Source organism: Flagellimonas aequoris (assembly GCF_003584165.1).
Lineage (GTDB): Bacteria > Bacteroidota > Bacteroidia > Flavobacteriales > Flavobacteriaceae > Flagellimonas > Flagellimonas aequoris.
Map to the genome: position 1 here is coordinate 189,709 of NZ_QXFJ01000007.1, position 19,891 is coordinate 209,599.

Below are 19,891 nucleotides of genomic sequence, written 5' to 3' on the forward strand. Positions count from 1 at the left end.
AGAATTAACAATAACGATGGTGATATCAATGGGGAGAAAACCATTATTCTTCAAATAAAAAAGCACGGAGTGGTCACTCCGTGCATTCAAATCACGAGAATTTAAGAAAACTCATATGATGCATACTCCGTTAACACAGTATTCTCCCCCAATAAATCCACATGGATCGGTCCAACTAGGGTGACAGCAGTTTCCTGAACTAAAAATTTCCCTACAAGTCTCTCCACCACCAGCACCTCCAATGATTGCCTTTTGTTCTGATGTGCTAAGGCTTTTGGCTCCTTTTAAATTTTCTAATCTTTTCATAAAATTGATATTAAAATTAGTGTTAGCCTTGAACAGTTAAGGACACTCAAGGAATATGTCCATCTTTCGCGAATAGATATTTTCTCCCTATACTTATTTTGAACGTATAGATTGTGGTTTTGATTTTTTGTCCAAGTAATTCTTCACTTATTTTAAACAGCTTTTTTGTTGGTCAAAATAATGTATCACCCATATTTGGATCCAAAAAAATATAGATGAAAAAGATTCAATTAATGTAAGAATTATTTTACCATTATTTATGGATTAATATTAATAGTTATCATCAATTACATTAACGAAGACACCAATCTCTACATTTTAAAGTTTGGAGTCCATAATCAGGATGGAAAAGTTGCTTTGATAGATTATTATTGGAAACCGAGCTAAGGTTCATCAGACATTTTTTCAGTAAGGCCTATGGGTCCTCGGAATACATAACTCCCTTTTCAGGAAGTGTTCTTGAGGACCAAGGCGAATTTCAGGAGAGACTACAATAGTTTTTTGAAAATTACGGTGATTTCTTTGGAAAGAACATCGGTTACGCTTTCAGAGCATTGAGGTCAAAATTGCACGAGTGGATAAAAATCGAAACCTACTCTCTGGTTTTGAACCATTTGGACTCTACGATTTCGTCAAAAAAAATAAAGCAATACAAGATCGGGTTGACCATGAGATTGAGTTTTAGATATTACGAACTGGTATGTCTTTGTCTGATGGATTGGGAATCCATGTACAATAATGTAGTGGCAACCAACAAAAAATTAAAGGCAGGTAAATTGAAGCGTATACGGTTACAAGCTAAATAATGTCTATTTAGTTTGGACACTTGATGCTATAACGAATTGCCCGGGATTTTTACAAAGGAGTAAATCATGCAATCTTTGGATTGCGACTCCCATATTTATAAAAGGTATCGAAATAAAAAAGCCTTCACAAAACGTGAAGGCTTGATTTTTAATGTGATTGCCGAAGGATTCGAACCTAAACCGTCATCCCCTATGTTTACTGGGTTTTTCCTTTCTTATGTTATGTAACTAATCGAGTTACAGACCACTATGAGCAATCTCATTTCGTAGGACCCAAAATTAACTATAAAATATTAAACCTGTCCTAAAAATCGGGGTTTCTACATTCATGCCCATGAATAAATTCAAAGGTTTGTATGAGGTATATTATATGAGGCTTTGTCTTCTAGCCTTTTGAACAGCCTCTAACTTGTTGTGGACCTGAAGCTTCCTATAAATATTCTCGATATGCTTCCTTACCGTACTTGGGGATAGGAAGAGATTATTGGCAATCACGGTATAGCTTAACCCTTCCGCCAGTTGTTCCAATACTTCTTTTTCACGTGAACTTAACGAAACGTCATCTTCCTGTACGGATAGTGATTCTTGTTTTTCCGGATATCGTAATAATTTGAGCGTCTTTACCGCAATGGAAGGGCTCATCGCCGCACCTCCCCCAAGAGTCTCGGTAATGGCATTGTACAACTTTTGTCCTTCAATTTCCTTGAGCAAATACCCATCGGCACCGGCCTGGATTGCATTGAAAATATTCTCATCATTATCGAAAACGGTAAGCATGAGCAACTTAATGTGGGGATATTTCTGTTTTACGATACGAACGGTTTCTATACCGTCCAAAACAGGCATTTCTATATCCATAAGTACCAAATCGAGGTTGTGGTTCTTTTCCAATTTAGACAGCAACTCCCCACCGTTGTACACCATGTACTTGATGTCCAAATCCTCAAAATCTTCTAATTTCTCTTTTATGGCACGAGCCAAGAACGTATTATCGTCCACTATGGCCAGTTTGATTTTGCTCATGGTCCTATACTTTTTGAAGTGAAAGAATTATGTCTTTACCTGTAACGTTACCTTGGTGCCTTTACCGATTAGACTTTCTTGATTGAAATAAATGCCAGCTTTTTTGGCCCTGTTCCTCATTATATGAAGTCCGTTCCCTGTCGACTCCTTTGATGTATCAAAACCCTTTCCGAAGTCCTCTATTTCAATCTGCACTTTTTCATCAACATAGACAAACCTTACCTGAATCTGATCACTCCCTGAATGTTTTACAGCATTGTTCACGGATTCTTGAATAATTCTAAAAAGATTCATCCCCACAAAGGCATTGAGCACCTTATGATCCGGATTCCCCTCAACTTTCACATTGATTTTATCATCTGTGGCTTCATGAACAGTGGCGGCCAATTGCTGGGTCCGCTCCTTGATATCCTCCAAACTGATTTCATCCTTATTCATGGCCCAAATGGTATCCCGAAGCTCAGATATGGTGACGAGTGAAAACTGTTTCATCTGGGTAAGCTTCTCCATTAAAAATACTTCTCCCCTATCTATTCCGCGCTTTGCCGAATCGGTTATTGAGGTGAGGTAGGTGAGCTGCGACCCAATATTGTCGTGTAAATCTCTGGCAATACGTAAACGTTGTTCCTTAAGGTTTTCCTGTGCTCGGGCTTCTGCCATGGCCTTTTCCAGAGCGGTCTCCCTAGCAAAATTCTTCGCCTTTACCTTTTGTTCACGGAAAATCAGAAAACCGACAATAAGCAGTATGGCCAATAGAGCCCCACTGCCCATAAGCATACTGTTCCTATTTTTCAGGACTAGCTCACCCTCGACCAATGCATTCTGTTGGCGAAGGATTTCGTTTTCCTTTTGCTCGGACTCGTATTTTTCCTTAAGGTTGAACATTTCGCTTGCTTTTTCAGCAAAATAAAGGCTATCTCTTGCTTCCTTATGTTTTTGATGATAAACATAGGCCTTTTCAAAATCCGGTTTTTCTTCATAAATCAAGGACAAGGTTTTCGACAACACATCAATGGCTGGAATAAAATCTATTTGCTCTGCTTCTTGATATGTGGTTAAAGCCAATTCCTCTGCCTTGATTTTTTTCCCTTGTTTGAGAAGTACATTGGCAAGATCATTTCTTAGAAAATATAACGCCAGACGCTCACCTCTTTCCTCTTGAAGCGAAATGGCCTGGATATAATATCGCTCTGCTTCCTCAAAATTTTCAAGCCCCCAGCTTGCCAAGGCCATATTGGTCACTGGATATGCTTGATCCAATCTTGCTCCCATGGACCCAAAGCCATCGAATGCTTTTTTTGCATATTCAAATGCTGTATCGTATTCCTTTTTTACAATATAGGCCGATGCCGCACTATTATAGCTCGAAATCAACATATATTGATTACCCATAACTTTATACATTTCCATTGCCTTGAGGTAGTACTCCAATGAAAGGTCAGGTTCTTCAATGAGCTTAAATCTGTTTCCAAGATTTAGATATGACCCAGCAATCCACAGACTATCATTTCCAGCCTTAAAGTTTTCCAATGCCTTTAATTGAAAATCCACAGCCTTGTCAAACTCTGACAGTGCCTCATATGCATTGCTGATATTCGTGTAAAGACTTCCCAAAACATAATAATCCTTGGAATTTTCTAAAATCGGTTTGGCCTTCAAATGAAAATCCAACGCCTCTTTGGGCCTACCCTCATCTTGAGAAAGAACTCCATACGCTACCCATATTCTTGCCCTGAAATGGTCATCATCCATAATTTCGGCCTGTCGAAAGGCCATATCCATGTAATATCGGGCACTGTCCATATTTACGGACCGAAACCTCATGCCAACATCTTTTAGTGCCAAAACTTTATCGCCGCCCTCCTTCAACTGGGCAGTATCCTTAAGTGCTTTGATTTCTTTTTTAATATCCTGTGCCAAAATTGACTGCAACGTGAATATCAAAAAGAATAAAAAGGTGATTGGAAATTTGTAATAAGTGGTCATTATAACTAAAAGGAATGGTTGGTGCTTAAAACTAATCCAATTGATTTTATAATCTTAGTTTTTACAAAAAAATTAATTCGCCTTGTCCACCAATTTTTGAATGGTGGCATCTAAAAATGATGATATTGCAAGTTCTGCTCCCTTCTTATATTTTTCTGGATCGCATTTTACAACGGACACATTAACGTCCTCCTTGTCCTCTACCCTCCAAACACGGAAAACACCGGCATCCATTCCTCGCTTGTCCACATCTGCTCCCTGTGAGGCATCAAATTTTTGCTTTTCAAGAACGCCTTCAACCTCTACTCCACGGTTGGACACCATCTGCCCTATGTTAAACCTGTTGACGCTGGATGCATCAATCTTAAAATCGGTCTCTGCCTTTACCTGTGCGTACCCGGCATGTCTGTTCAAGGCTCTTGTGGTTTCGCTCAATGCATTATCAAAAGAAATAACATTTAGCACTACCTTGTTGAAAATAAAATCATTTTTCTGGTTGGACACCTTCATTTCGACCTGCTCCTCGTAATTGGCTAGCTTTAATGGCCCAGCTTTCTTGTTCTCCATATTTTGCTTTGCCACGATAAATTTTTGTCCTGTGGGACGCATTACTATGTCACCGAACTCATCTCCTTTTTCTCCACCTTGACCAGACCTCAAATCCCATCTTTTTTCGCGGTTTTTCTCATAGGCGCTATGGTTCCATAACTCATCAACGGAAGCTATTTCAAATCCTTTTGCCCTAAGGTCCGCCTTGTACTCTTCAAAGAGTTTATCGGTAAGTTGTTGAAGGTCTTCAATATTGAGCCCGTCCAGCACCAAGGTCAACGACGCCTTTGCATCTCCTTTTAGTCCTCCTCGCCACATTTTGCCTCCTTTTTTCTTGTCCTCTAACTGCAATGCTGTTTGAAAATTGACCTGAAAATCGGAAATGACGATTCGTTTTGGACTTTTTCTAAAATTGAGATTGGCCGGCCCCAACATTTTTATCTTAAAATCCTTTACATTTTGTGCAAATGCCACAGGGGAGGCACAAAGTAGAATCAATGAAAAAGATAACATGGGTAAATTGATACGTTTCATACTATTGGTTTAAAGTTTTGAACAAACATAGCATCCAATGGCGTTGAACTCAATAGGGCAATTGTCGTAAAATGACAGGGAATAGGTGGCTATGTGTCAAATATCAAAATAGAAAAAGCTTAAAAGCCCGATCACGAATGTTGCCAAAAGCAAAGCCGAATTGATGCGTTGCAACTTTGGGTTCAATTTTTTCAGGGTTGCATAAATGTGCAACGCCAATGCCAAAAGAAACGCAGGTAGACTCAAATAGAAGTTGAAAAGGTAGAACCATAGCCAACTGGTGCACAGCGCCCATGCTGAAATCGCCGATATTGCCGGTGGTATGCATTGATTCATACGGCTCACAGCTGTATTAGGATAACGATAATACAGAAAAGTTGCCAGAAGTACCATGGGCCCAAGCATCGCAATCAACAATAGCACACTACCGAACATAATATGTTTTTTATACCAAATAAACTTCTTCACCATTGGGCAGCACAATGCTCAACGGCACATTTCCATATTGTGTCTTGTAAACCAATACTTTGTCCCCAATAAAGAGTTTGTCGTACAGTGTTGAGCTTACCAAGAGTGGTCCTGATGTAAGTATGATTCGATTGGAATTGGCATATCGGTTGGAAGTCAGTGCGAATTTATCTTCGACGATGGATGGAACTCCACGTTTATGGGACCTTTCCTTGTTCCTGTTATAATTTCGGTAGGCCACATATAATCTATAAAATTGAAAAAGAGGTACGACCCAGATTGGAAACAATAGCACGACAAAGCTCCAAAAACCGCTAATGATCATTAAAAGGCCAATAGTGATAAATGGACTGGACCTTACCAAACGCTTTTTTATTTCCGTTTTCCAGATCCTATGCAAGGCTTCATAATCTTTTGGGGTATAGCGAGTATGTGGAATGTGTTTTTCCAGAAACTTTTCTTCTTCATCAAGCTTTTGAGCAACATGGGCATCCTCAACTTGCCCCAAAACATGAAGATTTAGTGTGATTCCTGATTTGGGAGCACGGTCCAGCTGCACCTCTGCTCCGATTCTAGCTTTTGAGTAATAAGAATAGTCCACCGAAAACTCCTCATTATCAATATAAACATAATATGACCTTCTAGTTCGGGTCCTTGTTTTGTGCCCGTAAACAGGCCTGTCTCCCGTTGTGGCCCAATGCATCCTTTTGTCGGTGATCTTTCCAGAAACCCGAGATTTTAAACCTAGTTTTAAATCGATTGCCGTGGATGCAATAATATAGGCTATGATGCTAAAAAATAAGACCGAGAAGGCCACCATCATGTAGACTCCAACTGAATCATCTGCAAAACCTGAATTGAACATAAACGACAGAAACAACCAGAATATACCGATAACCACTACCGGAAATAACAACATTCCATATAATTGACGCCTCAGCTTGGTCTTATCTCTATGTTCTAAGGGCAATGTTTCCAATTTAGGCATGATCCACAATTTGGTAGAGCCAAAATTAGGGCCTCCTAGAATCCCCACAATAGGGCAATTGTCCTATTGCGGCATAGCATGGCATACAGATAGTTTTGCTGAAAACCAATCCAAAAAAAAATGAATTCCATTACCAATACCAAAAGACTTTCCCTTGCCATATTTATAATTCTTGCCCACTTTTTTCATTACCAAGGGTCTGCCCAAAACCTGCACCTCAGCAATTTTGACATCAAGTATGGGCAGGTAACAGCGATGTCCATCACCAAATATCATGCTATCGGAGCCCATTTGTACAGTGAAAAGAACCAACTCATGTTCAACCCCGATGGTTATTTAACAGAGGACAAACTTTACCTGGATAATAATTACGAAAAGCTTACCACTTATGATTACATTAATAATGCGTCAAAAACCATAGAGAAAAAATTCAATCCATTAGGTAAACAAGAAGGTTTGGATAAAACCCTTTATATCTATGAAACACCCATTGGTATAATTTCGGATGACCTACCCGAAACCGTAAAAAACGATGAAGGTCAATACATTGTTCTCGGCGGTTTAAAATACGGTGCAATCTTTAAGTACAAAAAATACGTGATCGTCTATGAGCTTGCGGAAGCAAACAATGGAGAAAGCAAGGTGTTCTACTCCAGTGAATATACCTACGATGGACTAAAACTAGATGAATCCTACAATCAAAAGGATATACGTTATTTTAAATACAATGACAAAAAGTTATTGGAGGAAGAATTGGGCATGTCCAAGATTTGGGAAAGCCTTTTATATAAGTATGTTTACGACCAGCGTGGCAATTGGATTGAAAGAACCAAATTTAGGGCATCAAACTTTACCGAAACCAAATATCAATGGATCATCGATGAGGTAAAATACAGGACCATCACGTACACAGATGGCACGGCAACAGGTAGCAATGTGCCAAGTACTCCAGAAATCGCCTATTCATCCAACCAGAGCAAATTGAAAGACCTCCCAAAACTCAGCGATCCCATATTGATGTCCAAATCCATGAAATTCCTTCAAGATATTACTAAGCTCAGAAACAAAAACAACAAAGGTGCAAGCAACGCAACTAAAAACGAGATTTCCCCAACATGTTTAAACGGTGACTGTTCTAATGGGTTTGGGAAAGCTGATTTTGGGACATATACCATTGAAGGTTTTTTTAGTGATGGCAAGGCCAATGGCCAAGGAACTTTATTCTACAAGGATAATTCAGGATATTATCAAGGCAACTTTGTAAATGGTTTCAGGGACGGATTCGGTATATACACCTGGGTCGGCAGTAAAAACTACTACATCGGACAATGGGAAAAGGGTTTTCAAAACGGATATGGCTACATCAAAAATGGGGGTGAAATATTGCAGGCGGGTAAATATGAAAAAGGGAAATTGACCCAAGACCTACTAACCAATAACTATAAGAACAAAATAGCAAAGGGAAACTGTGTAGGTGACTGTCAGAATGGATTTGGATACTATAAGTATGATAATGGAGATAGCTATGTTGGATTTTTCACCAATGGCAAAAGAGATCATTTAGGTGCTTACTCTTGGAAATCTGGAATGGCGCATATCGGAACAATTGTTAATGAACAGCATAACGGTTACGGTCAAGAATTCTATAGACCTAGCGGACAATATTATTTGGGTGATTTTTCACAAGGAAAACGTAATGGACTTGGCATTTTTTATAACAAAGAGCATCAAATACTACAAAAAGGTATTTGGGGTGATGGGCAATTGACCGGAAAGTTCTAGAAAACTTGAGCGCTTTTATGAAAAGCTTAAGCTACTCAAGATTCCTTGAGTATTAAAAAATCAAAATTTAGCGAACGGAACGCAGTGAAGTGCTGCAAGCCCCAAATCTTGCCAAACTAACCATACTGAGCGAGGCAATTTTATCTATTAATCCGCTATACTCTTCCCATCATTTGAGTTAATCCAATGGTCTGTTGACCTCAATTTTATATTTCCAATCTCCATTCCGTTATTTTAAGCTTTAGATTGCTTTTCCATAGGTCCAATTTATTTTTTCGTCAAATTGCGTCAATTTTTTCGTCAAAAATTTCCAGTGTTTATGGGGCTTCCCGAAGGGTTTACTGTAGATTTCGGAAAAGTTTACTGTAACCCCTGATTTTGAACAGTATTCCAAAAATATTTTAATTAAATGGTTTTCAACTTGTTGAAGACTCGAAAACAACCGTGATGGCGCAATTTGCGCATCACCCTCTTGCTATTCGTTTTTTCACGCGAGCGTGAAAACCCAAATACCTTTCTTTTAGTGTATGGAGTATCAATAAACTCTGTGGTTTTTGTCTCTTTGTAGCTGTTGATTGGACTTATCTTCACTAACTACAAAAACAAATTAGAAACCAAATACAGAAGGTGAAGTTCAGACTTGGGACAAAATTTATGATGTGCATTTATGAATGGCTTTTCCGAATTACAAATCAAAAGTCAAGATCTCCAAACTTTTCCCTATTGTCATTTGAATCTGAAAATTTCGAATCCAGAATCGTTTCTAGACCACTCATATCTTCACTTATTTTCTTATCCAATACTCTTGCATAAACTTGGGTAGTGGCCAATTTTGTATGTCCTAATATTTTGGAAACCGTCTCTATGGGAACCCCATTACTCAAAGTAATCGTAGTTGCAAAAGTGTGCCTTGCCATATGGAAAGAAACATTTTTTGGAATGTCACATGCATCCGCGATTTCCTTTAAATAACTGTTCAATTTTTGATTGGAGATTCTAGGGAATAGTTTTTCAGGTTCTCGTTTAGGATGATATTGGTATCGTTTAATAATAGATAATGCTGGACCAACCAATGGAAGCTTAAAACTATTCTTCGTTTTCATCCTTTTTGTGCTTATCCAATATTTTCCATCAATGCCAAGTACAAGGTTATCTTCGCTAAGACCCATTACATCACAATAAGAAATACCCGTATAGCAACTAAAAACAAACAAGTCTTTTACTATACGTAACCGTTCAATCCCTGTATGATATTCTTGAATTTTCTGAAGTTCAGGTAAGTTCAAAAACTCCCTTTCCTTTCTTTCCATTCTAATTTTAAACTTTTGAAATGGGTCTTTATCAATCCATTCATTATCAACGGCTATTCTAATCATTTTACGTAAGCGTTGAATATGCTTCATCGCACCATTATTTGAAAGGTTAGCATGATGATTTATGGGATGTAGTTTGCGTAAATATGTTTCAAATCCAACTATAAATTGGTGATTAAGTTGTGATAATCTGTAGTCATCACATTTATATTGTTGGTTGATATACTTCAACAGGTACTTCTGACATGTCTTGTAATGACCAAGAGTAGCCTTGCAAAGACTATGTGCATTGTATGTGTTGTGATACTCAAACAAACTCTTTAAAGTAAATTCACTCACATCTTCTCCAAAATAGTGCGCTTTAACCATCTGTGGGGTGATATGGGATGTTCTAGACCGAAGTTCACGATAGCATTGAAATAGTTCTGTTTCAACTTCCATCAAATAGGTATTTATTTCCTGAGCTTCTTTTGTTCGCCCCAGAACCTTCGACCCCTTACTAACCCATATCTCTTTTCGGAATAGTATACTTTAAACTCATGTTTGCCCTTTGCGAATCAACGGTGATTCGGGCATAGATCTTTGCGTTGTCGTCATTTCTTCGGGAAGTACTTATCCAGAAACTGATTGAAAATGTTGACCGGGTTCTCATAGGTTTTGTGTTAAATTGAACGATAATTACCTACGAAAGTCAAATACTAAGTGATTGTAATATAGTTAATTACACGCTTATTCGGTTAACACTTTAAAGAAAAAAATTTACTAACCGAATTACAAACCAAAACATACCATTTCAAACCAATTCAAATGGGGCTCCTAAAACATTAAAGCCTTGCAAATCAATAAGATATGCAAGGCTTTGTTTTTATTTGAACTCTTAAAGTGATCGCGGAAGGATTCGAACCTTCGACCGTCTGCTTAGAAGGCAGATGCTCTATCCAGCTGAGCTACGCGACCCAACTTTGCGGGTGCAAAGATACACATGTCAACCGTTGTAAAAAATATTTTTTTGGTTTCTTGTCTGATTTCAAGAAATCCCGGTCAAGCATCATGTCATTTTTAGTCGAAGCCTATCTTTTTAAGGCCTTTATGGCTGATCACGATTACTTCCAAAGGCTTTTTGTCCCAAGTCCTATCCTGCTCCACAAAATACTTGACCATTCCAGCAGTTTTCTTTTCCTTCAAAATTCTGCCAAAATCAATGGTTCCCTCTCCTACAGGCGCAAACTTGCCTTCTTCGTCCATATCTTTTACATGCCATGATTTGAACCTTCCGGGATACTTCTCAAAGTAGGCTACTGGATCGGCACCAGCCTTGGTCACCCAGAACAAATCCATTTGGAAATTGACATATTTTGGATCGGTATGCTCCAACAAATAAACAATAGGAACTACCCCATCAGCATTCTCCTTATACTCAAAATCATGATTGTGGTACAACAATTTCAACCCAGCTGCCTCGCACTTCTTCCCTAGGGTGGTCAAGACATTGGCAAAGTCCTCCATGGTACCCTTCATGCCCATGGTCCTTGTGTCCGAATCAAAAGTGAACATACCCATTGGGGGTACGGGAATGGTAAAAAATTCAAAGCCTGCCGCCTTTACATCGGCAATCAGTTGATCGGCGTTGTCCAAGGTTACCATACCCATATGGGTACTAACGGGTTTCAATCCTTTACTTTCCAAATACGCTTTGAAATCTTCAGGAGCCATTCCATAGAACTTTCCTTCATTGTAACCGGCCGCTTCTACGTAGGCATAACCGGCATCGGCCACCTTGTCCAAGGTTGCCTTGGCATCCTCGCCCATATCATCCCTTACGGTATATAGGGCCAATCCCCCAAATTTATCCTGTGCATTGACGGATAAGGCCAAAAAGGCCACGAAAAGGGAAGAAAAAACAATTTTTCCCTGTTTTAATAAAATTCTGCTCATCATTATAGTTTGTAGTTAATTTTTGGTTTCAAATACTTCACAATATACTGCTTTATTCATAATTTCTTAACTATAAGAACCACCGATTCAGTATTATCACAAACCAAAAAATCCGTTGGATCAATCATCACAACGGATTTTTAAGCATGAGTACCTGTTAAATCAAATTTCTTTCATCTGAAGGGCCATATGCACCTGAATATCATTGTCTACCTTGATCATTCCCAAAACCTTGCGGGGTGGCTCAAGGCCAAAGTCCGTCAATTTTAAGGACAAGGTCCCTTTTACACAAATACCCTCTTTTTGTTCACAGTTTAAAATGGATTCGTATTTGCGGGACACTCCAGCTATCCTGATTTCCATGCCCACGGATATGGTCTGTCTATCAGGTTGCGGTGGGTCTACATATAACAGTTTCAGTTCCACTTCTGGATGATTCTTGGTTTGCAAAAGCTCCCTAAAGTCTTTGTTTATGGTCTTGCCCCCACAATCGAAACAATCATTGGCCAGCTTTAGCCTAGCATTCTTAAATAGAATATGCTGCGCCTTTTCATCATAGGTCAACCTTATGGGCAGTTCCAGTTCTTGGAGGTTATATTTGCAGGTAAATTGATTGACGTTTGTTGTTCCGGAAATGACCACCTCACTTTCAGGGGCCACCCTTACCGTGGCTTCACGTTCCGGGTCAGGATCGGTCAACCAAAGGAGCAATGTTGGAATCGCCCAGAGGTATTTGGTGATATGTGGAATTGTGGATAACATGTCAATTAAATATACGGATTTTAGTTTGAAGGCCCAGGACAAAATTGTCCCAGGCCTTTCGTCATTAAAACCAAAGGTTCTTAGAAGCTGATCACAGCTTCTAACAAAACCCCATTAAATTTACCTTCGTTGAAGATACTTGTATCACTATATCCATCATAGGTTTGGTTCACGTATTCAAACTTGGCAAGGATGTTTTTGGTCAAAAATGCACCCAATCCCAATTGTACCCTGTCGATGGTAATGTCCTCACCTGCTGCAGTCTCGGCATTCACAGTGTTGTAACGACCCCCTATGTAGAAGTTTTCATTATTACCGAATCTATAGATAAGCTCTCCTGCCAATTGGGTGGCATTTCTCTTATCTGCCTCAGCATCGGCCTTACCGTTTGCAGTTTCAAAAGTTCCAAAGAATTCCAAGCCTTTGTATTTCACAAAAGGGTTGATCATAAAGGAAGTGATTTCATTGCTCATTCCTGGATCATATCTACCTGAACGGAAATTGCTGGAAGTAGAAGCTTCTGTGTTCTCCATTACCAAATAGTATCGGGAACCTGAACGGTCAGCACTATATAGGTACACATGTCCAGATTTTCCTGTGCTGTACACGGATCCTGTGATACGTAGCCTAAGATCATCGTTCAATTGCTTATCATAACCTAACTTGGCCAATATAGAAGCTCCTGTTTGGTCTGGGTTGTTTACGGCTTGGTTCAATTTACCATTGGAAAGTCCGAACATACCGATGAAACCATTTTTTCTGAAGTACACCTCACCACCTACCTCGGTTGTGAAAGCGTCCATGATCAAGTTACCCACAAATGGGTTATAGATGGCCTGGGCGTTGTCGGTTCTTCTGAAATGGGCATCACCATAGTTGTTTTCCATGTGCCCAACCTTAATGGTCAAATATTTCATGGCCTCTTCCAAGAATCCAGGGCTTATGAAATCCAAATTATCCACTTGGAAATAACCACCTTTAACATAAGGCTCTGGGTGGTGCCTAGAGGAAAGGTAAGTCCTTAAGTGCATACGCACACCTTTGGCCAAGGCCACATCCAAATCTAGGTTTGCGGTGGCCAGGTTAAAGTTGTCACCGATAGGAATCAATTCCACGGCACCTGAATTCTCATGGTCCAAAGCTTGGAACTGTAAGGTTGATGAACCCCCGATCCTAACTTTGACACCATCAAAGGTAAGGGCGGTATCTTTTGGGCTCTCAAAAACATTGATGCCATTTTTATCGGGAGATCGATAATTATCCAATTGACGGTTTTGGGAATACCCCCAAAAGCCTGCAAAAATTGCAGCAGCCAATAATCCGTGTTTTACATATTTTCTCATTGTTATAGATTTTTAAGTTGAGTATTTTATTTATTGATCTGTGTTATTATTTCCATATGGTATTGTAGTGCACTTCTATATCATCCCCGGTCTTGATCGTTCCCAAAAGGGCCTTGGGAGGCTCAATGCCAAAGTCGGTCATTTTTAAGGGTTTGGTTCCTTCCAAGATTGCCTTGCCATCATGCACCGTAAGGGTGAAAGGTAGGTCCACCTTGTTGGTCTTGCCTGCAATGGTCAAATTGCCAGATGCCACCACCTTGTATTTGTTAGTGGTTGAAACTACAGGTGAAATACTTTTTACCTCACCCATTTTAAAAACAATCTCTTTGTACTTGTTTGTGCTTAGGGCCTTGTAGGTGTTCTTATCCATTCCGTCGTGACCACTTTTAAGGCTTTCCGCCTCAATGGTAAAGCTTAATGAACTGATGGATGGAAGTTCCCCGGACTGGTCAATGGCCATAGAACCATTGCGTTGTTCCGCTACCTCTTCCCAGTCATGCAGGGTAGAAGTTCCCGTAACCTTCACTTCCCCCTCATTTTTACTAAGTTGGAAGCTTTGTGCTGCCAATGCTATTGGAATTAGGCCAAATGTCATCAACAGAATGACCGCCTTGAATGATAACTGATTTTTTCTGACTTGTGATTGCATAGTATTTCGGTTTTGATGGGACAAAGTTCATACAGGGATAAATTCCAAAAGATGATAAATGTCAGTATTTTCCTAACTGATTGATTTTAAGTAACCTAGGTTACATATTTTTTTATATTTTTCTGATTTTTAACGATTTACCGACCCATTTTTTCATCCAAAACAATACTTCCGTAGTCATTTACAGACCATCCATCATCAACAAGGACTTGGGATTCCCTTTCTATAAGATCTATCAAGTTGTCAGACTTAAAACACTGATTTTTATCATGTTCTGGGCAAGCATTAGCCGCTACTTTTACATACAGATTTTAGCACTTATCAACTTCTTAATAAAGATCAAGATGGAAACACTTACAGCAAACCAACTCAGCGTCTATTCCTTCGGGAATAAAAAGGCCGATGGCAGTCGCGACATGAAGGAGCTACTAGGGGGCAAAGGAGCCAACCTAGCTGAAATGAGTCGAATCGGAATTCCGGTGCCACCAGGCTTTACCATTACTACGGAAGTTTGTACCCAATATAACCAAGAAGGAAAAGAGGCGGTCATCAATCGCATAGAACCCGAAGTAAGGGAAGCCATTACCCGAATAGAAGAAACCATGGGGGCCACATTTGGGGATGATGAAAATCCACTGTTGATTTCGGTCCGTTCCGGGGCAAGGGTATCCATGCCCGGCATGATGGACACCGTCCTTAATCTGGGGCTCAATGATGAATCGGTAAAAGGGGTCATTAAAATGACAGGCAACGATCGTTTCGCATGGGATTCCTACAGACGTTTTATCCAAATGTACAGTAGCGTGGTAATGGGCCTTAAACCCGAATCCAAGGATGATCTAGATCCCTTTGAGGAAATCATGGATCATTTAAAGGACAAACGTCGCATTGAGCACGATACCCAGTTCACCGTTCAAGATCTTCAGGACCTTGTGTATGACTTTAAGGATATTGTAAAGAAAAGAACAGGAAAACCCTTCCCTACCAACCCATGGGACCAACTATGGGGCGCCGTGGCTGCCGTGTTCGATAGCTGGAACGGGGACAGGGCCATTTACTATAGAAAAATGCACGGTTACCCAGAAGATTGGGGAACCGCAGTGAACGTGCAGGCCATGGTCTTTGGAAACATGGGTGACGACTCTGGTACCGGCGTATGCTTTACCAGGGATGCCGGAACCGGGGAAAACGTGTTTAACGGGGAATACCTTATCAATGCACAGGGAGAAGATGTGGTGGCAGGTGTACGTACCCCTCAACAAATTACCCTATTGGGATCGCAACGTTGGGCACAGCTTGCACAGATAGATGAGGAAGAACGTAAAGAAAAATACCCTTCCCTTGAAGAACTGATGCCCGAAATCTATAAGGAACTCTTTGAATACCAAAATAAATTGGAAACCCATTATCAGGATATGCAAGATATGGAGTTCACCATTCAACAAGGTAAACTTTGGATCTTGCAGACCCGTAACGGAAAACGTACAGGTGCGGCCATGGTCAAAATTGCCATGGATCTGCTCAAAGAGGGATTGATTGATGAAAAAAAGGCCCTAATGCGCATAGAGCCCAATAAACTAAACGAACTATTGCACCCCATCTTCGATCCCGAAGCTTTGGAAGAAGCCGAAGTGATCGCCCAAGGTTTACCGGCATCCCCTGGTGCGGCAACCGGTCAGATCGTATTCTTTGCCGATGAGGCCAACAAATACAAAAACAGTATTCTGGTACGTGTGGAAACCTCCCCGGAAGATGTGGAAGGGATGAACGTGGCCAAAGGTATCGTGACCGCCCGCGGTGGTATGACCTCCCACGCAGCCGTAGTAGCCAGAGGTATCGGCAAATGTTGTGTTTCCGGTGCAGGTGCCTTGAAAATCAATTATAAGACAAGAACCCTAAAAGTGGGGGATCACGAATACCACGAAGGGGATTGGATTTCCATCAATGGATCTACCGGTAACATCTTGGAAGGCAAAGTGGCCACCAAGGAACCCGAGTTGAGCGGTGAATTTGCCGAATTGATGAAACTTTCCGATGCCTACGCAAAAATGGAAGTCCGCACCAATGCCGATACTCCAAAAGATGCTGAAATAGCACGTAGCTTTGGAGCGAAAGGGATCGGGTTGACCCGAACCGAGCATATGTTCTTTGAAGTAGACCGTATCAAGGCCATGCGCGAAATGATCTTGGCCGATACCATCAAAGGACGTAAACAAGCTTTGAAGGAATTGCTGCCCATGCAAAGAGGTGACTTTGAAGGCATCTTCCGGGCCATGAAGGGTTATCCCGTAACCGTGCGGTTGTTGGATCCCCCGTTGCACGAGTTTGTGCCCCACCAATTGGCTACCCAAAAGGAATTGGCAGATGATCTCCATATTTCCTTGGCTTCCGTGAAAAGCAAAGTGGCAGAGTTGGAAGAGTTCAACCCCATGTTGGGACACCGTGGCTGCCGTTTGGGCAATACCTATCCGGAAATCACAGAGATGCAGACCCAGGCCATTTTGGAAGCCGCATTAAAATTGAAAAAAGAAGGCATCGATACCAAACCTGAGATTATGGTTCCACTAGTGGGTACCGTTGAAGAATTCAGACAGCAAAAAGAAGTGATCGATAACACTGCCCAAGAACTCTTCAAAAGACGTAAAGATTCTGTGGAATACTCCGTGGGTACCATGATAGAAACTCCAAGGGCCACTTTGGTAGCGGATGAAATCGCCAAAATTGCCGACTTCTTCTCTTTCGGAACCAATGACCTGACCCAGATGACTTTTGGATACTCTAGGGATGACTCCGGCAAATTCCTGCCCATCTATTTGGAGAAAGGAATTTTAAAAGCGGATCCTTTTGAAGTATTGGACCAAAAAGGCGTGGGCCAATTGATAGAAATGGGTACCCAGAGAGGACGACAAACCCATCCTGGATTAAAAGTGGGCATCTGTGGTGAGCACGGTGGTGAACCAAGCTCCGTAGGTTTCTGCCAAACCGTGGATATGAACTATGTGAGCTGCTCCCCTTACAGGGTGCCTATCGCTAGGGTGGCCGCTGCACAAGCAGCCATAGCCAAAGCTTAAACTCAATATCTAACCATTCTGTTTTTTGAATCCCCGGCCTTGAAGAGCCATCAAGTGCCGGGGTTTTTATTTTATCGTTGACCCCTATCCCTAAATTTTTATCTAATTTGCAGTCATAGCAATCAACGCCAGTGAATACCATAAGTAACGAACAGACTGCCATACGCACCACCTATTTTAGCATAATTGGTAATGCAAGCTTGGCACTCATCAAAGGTTTGGCCGGCTTCTTCGGAAATTCGTATGCCCTGATTGCCGATGCCATCGAATCTACCACCGATATTTTTTCTTCCCTTTTGGTCCTTTTTGGACTCAAATATGCCAAGAAACCCGCCGATGAAAATCATCCTTACGGCCATGGCAAGATCGAACCCCTGGTTACCTTCGTGGTCGTGGCTTTTTTGGTGACTTCCGCCACCATTATCGCTTACGAAAGTATCCTGCACATTCAAACGCCCCATAAAACCCCAGAATCATGGACCCTTTACATTTTAGGGGCCATCATCCTGTGGAAAGAAATCTCGTATCAAATCGTCATCAGAAAAAGTAAACAAACGCACAGTTCCTCATTGAAGGCGGATGCTTGGCACCATCGCAGTGATGCCATTACTTCCGTCATGGCCTTTATCGGGATTTCCATAGCCATCATTTTTGGCAAGGGGTATGAAACGGCCGATGATTGGGCGGCACTTCTGGCTTCAGCCTTCATCCTCTATAACAGTTATTTGATTTTTAGACCTGCTTTGGGCGAGATCATGGATGAGCACCAATACGATGACCTCATTTTGGAAATCAGAAAAACATCCTTGGAAGTGAATGGTGTATTGGGTACCGAAAAATGCTTCATCCGAAAATCGGGCATGAAATACCATGTGGACCTACATGCCATTGTGGATGGTTCCATTTCAGTGGAAGAAGGTCATTGGATCGCCCATAACCTAAAAGATCATCTTCGAAAGGAAATTCCCAATCTGGGGCATGTGCTCATTCATATTGAACCGAACGAGTATTCGGATAGAAACCTATAGAAATTGGGGGTGCCTGCAAGAAAGAAGCCTTACCAAAGCTTGTGGAACAGGTGTCCATTCTTTGATAAGGCCAGCCAACCTAGCTACAACATCCAGTATTGCAGCAACCAAATAACTCTAAATCTTTCTGTCCGTTAGTGCATATCTGCGATTGTACAGTCTTCTTCTTTGCACAAATTTTGTCACCTGAAGCTTATAATAATCATATAGGAGTACCACACTCAACATCATGCCAATAATTAAAAAAGTGACGTTCTCAATTTTATAATAAAGCAGTCCGGAGATAATACCTCCCGCCATGTAAGAGAACATGATGGCCAAAAGCAATTGCGCCTTTTCCACTAATTTTTTATCGTTTCTGAATTCTTTCTTTGTGAACATGGAAAATACGATTCCCAAATCTGTGGTCAATCCAGTAAGGTGGGTGGTCTTTACCTTTCCATTGGAAATACTTGCAGTAAGTCCGTTTTGAAGTCCCATGGCAAACAACATGGCCGCCACCAAAAATTCGGTTTCCTTGAGGCTTTCCGAATAAAAATACTGCAGATAGATGCCCACGAACATCAAACAGGCCATTTCCAAGAATACCGGTATGGCATGTGCCACATACCTGCCTGTTGGGGTATTGTTATGGATGATCAGACAATTTGAAGTGAAATTACCCGCAAAGAAGAGAAAGATCCAGACAAGTACAACGGCACCCTGGTACCAGTTTCCCTTGGCAATCTCTTGGGCTAGAATGGCATAGTGTCCGGTCACATTGCTCGTGAAGGCAAAAAAAACGATTACCGAGATTACGTTCACCATCCCCGCCGAAAAAGCGGTAAGCGCACCCAACTTAATATTGTCCGCAAAGCTTCTATAATTGCTATATTTTCTGAGCATATTGCTTTTGGGGTATTCGTTTGAAGGTCATCTTTACAATGCCCCTTACCTGTAAATCAAAATTGAACTGCACCACGAGTTCGTTTTCCGAAATTCCTACCACTTGGTAGTCTTCCACAATAGTATTCTGGTGCTGAAGTTCCAAGATATTTCCGCGACCCTTGATGTTCCATTTTAAATCTTCCTTGATTACTCCTCCTTCTAAAAAGGACAGGGTCCTATCGGGTCCGAAACGCCAAGTTTCCGCCTTGTGGATTATGAGATTCCTGCATATTTCCTGCTTTTGGAAGTCATCGATATCAAAATCCAAAACATTGTTATGATTCAGTTTTTCATATTTCCAGGAAACTTCTTCCCAATCTCCAAGAATCAAACTTTCCGGACTTTCCGTATCCATGAGCATCCAACTGCTTAAAGCTAACAGGACACTGAAAAATAGATAAATGGGCCAGAGCTTCATGAG

Annotated in this window: 16 protein-coding genes and 1 tRNA gene; 3 read left to right on the plus strand and 14 right to left on the minus strand. The window is 40.9% G+C overall.

What is annotated here, in order from left to right; all coding sequences use genetic code 11:
- Positions 1-111: 111 nt before the first annotated feature.
- The 6 genes from D2U88_RS19455 to D2U88_RS00875 form a co-directional block, all read right to left on the minus strand.
- Positions 112-306: a hypothetical protein gene (locus D2U88_RS19455; RefSeq protein ID WP_147833601.1), complete on the minus strand. Its 195-nt coding sequence runs from the start codon at positions 304-306 to the stop codon at positions 112-114.
- A 1,172-nt stretch (positions 307-1,478) separates the two neighbouring features.
- Complete coding sequence (locus tag D2U88_RS00855) at positions 1,479-2,135, minus strand: response regulator (RefSeq protein WP_119638406.1); 657 nt, start codon at positions 2,133-2,135, stop codon at positions 1,479-1,481.
- Between the two features lie 27 nt (positions 2,136-2,162).
- Positions 2,163-4,055 (minus strand): tetratricopeptide repeat-containing sensor histidine kinase, encoded by a 1,893-nt coding sequence (locus D2U88_RS00860; protein WP_182859076.1) that lies wholly within the window; start codon positions 4,053-4,055, stop codon positions 2,163-2,165.
- A gap of 138 nt (positions 4,056-4,193) precedes the next feature.
- Positions 4,194-5,204 (minus strand): hypothetical protein, encoded by a 1,011-nt coding sequence (locus D2U88_RS00865; protein ID WP_119638408.1) that lies wholly within the window; start codon positions 5,202-5,204, stop codon positions 4,194-4,196.
- Positions 5,205-5,307: 103 nt separating this feature from the next.
- The gene (locus D2U88_RS00870; RefSeq protein WP_147378495.1) at positions 5,308-5,532 is read right to left on the minus strand and encodes a hypothetical protein; all 225 of its coding nucleotides are present in this window, start codon (positions 5,530-5,532) and stop codon (positions 5,308-5,310) included.
- 117 nt (positions 5,533-5,649) lie between these two features.
- On the minus strand, positions 5,650-6,660 hold the full coding sequence (locus D2U88_RS00875; RefSeq protein ID WP_119638410.1) for a hypothetical protein: 1,011 nt from the start codon (positions 6,658-6,660) through the stop codon (positions 5,650-5,652).
- A 120-nt stretch (positions 6,661-6,780) separates the two neighbouring features.
- Between D2U88_RS00875 and D2U88_RS00880 the strand changes: the two genes are divergently transcribed.
- Entirely contained in the window at positions 6,781-8,442 is a 1,662-nt protein-coding gene (locus D2U88_RS00880; protein WP_119638411.1) for an MORN repeat-containing protein, read from the plus strand.
- A 692-nt stretch (positions 8,443-9,134) separates the two neighbouring features.
- Here D2U88_RS00880 and D2U88_RS00885 read toward each other — a convergent pair.
- From D2U88_RS00885 to D2U88_RS00910, 6 genes are all read right to left on the minus strand, one after another.
- Entirely contained in the window at positions 9,135-10,196 is a 1,062-nt protein-coding gene (locus D2U88_RS00885) for a site-specific integrase (RefSeq protein WP_235855690.1), read from the minus strand.
- Positions 10,197-10,638: 442 nt separating this feature from the next.
- Positions 10,639-10,712, minus strand: a tRNA-Arg gene (locus tag D2U88_RS00890).
- A 102-nt stretch (positions 10,713-10,814) separates the two neighbouring features.
- On the minus strand, positions 10,815-11,690 hold the full coding sequence (locus D2U88_RS00895; RefSeq protein ID WP_119638432.1) for a sugar phosphate isomerase/epimerase family protein: 876 nt from the start codon (positions 11,688-11,690) through the stop codon (positions 10,815-10,817).
- Between the two features lie 162 nt (positions 11,691-11,852).
- Positions 11,853-12,452 carry a YceI family protein gene (locus tag D2U88_RS00900; RefSeq protein WP_147378496.1) on the minus strand — a complete coding sequence of 200 codons (600 nt, stop codon included), beginning with the start codon at positions 12,450-12,452 and terminating at the stop codon, positions 11,853-11,855.
- A gap of 80 nt (positions 12,453-12,532) precedes the next feature.
- Complete coding sequence (locus D2U88_RS00905) at positions 12,533-13,795, minus strand: hypothetical protein (RefSeq protein WP_119638413.1); 1,263 nt, start codon at positions 13,793-13,795, stop codon at positions 12,533-12,535.
- A gap of 46 nt (positions 13,796-13,841) precedes the next feature.
- Positions 13,842-14,444, minus strand: coding sequence for a YceI family protein (locus D2U88_RS00910; protein ID WP_119638414.1), 603 nt, complete (start codon positions 14,442-14,444; stop codon positions 13,842-13,844).
- A gap of 344 nt (positions 14,445-14,788) precedes the next feature.
- Here D2U88_RS00910 and ppdK point away from each other — a divergent pair, with 344 nt between their 5' ends.
- Together ppdK and D2U88_RS00920 are read left to right on the plus strand one after the other, a co-directional pair.
- Positions 14,789-17,515, plus strand: coding sequence for a pyruvate, phosphate dikinase (gene ppdK, locus D2U88_RS00915; RefSeq protein WP_119638433.1), 2,727 nt, complete (start codon positions 14,789-14,791; stop codon positions 17,513-17,515).
- 140 nt (positions 17,516-17,655) lie between these two features.
- Positions 17,656-18,543 carry a cation diffusion facilitator family transporter gene (locus D2U88_RS00920; RefSeq protein WP_119638434.1) on the plus strand — a complete coding sequence of 296 codons (888 nt, stop codon included), beginning with the start codon at positions 17,656-17,658 and terminating at the stop codon, positions 18,541-18,543.
- Positions 18,544-18,660: 117 nt separating this feature from the next.
- On the opposite strand, the gene D2U88_RS00925 is transcribed toward D2U88_RS00920, so the two are convergent.
- Both D2U88_RS00925 and D2U88_RS00930 read right to left on the minus strand, forming a co-directional pair.
- Complete coding sequence (locus tag D2U88_RS00925; protein WP_119638415.1) at positions 18,661-19,428, minus strand: YoaK family protein; 768 nt, start codon at positions 19,426-19,428, stop codon at positions 18,661-18,663.
- Positions 19,412-19,888, minus strand: coding sequence for a hypothetical protein (locus tag D2U88_RS00930; RefSeq protein ID WP_147378497.1), 477 nt, complete (start codon positions 19,886-19,888; stop codon positions 19,412-19,414). Before D2U88_RS00930 ends, D2U88_RS00925 begins: the two co-directional genes overlap by 17 nt.
- Positions 19,889-19,891: the final 3 nt, after the last annotated feature.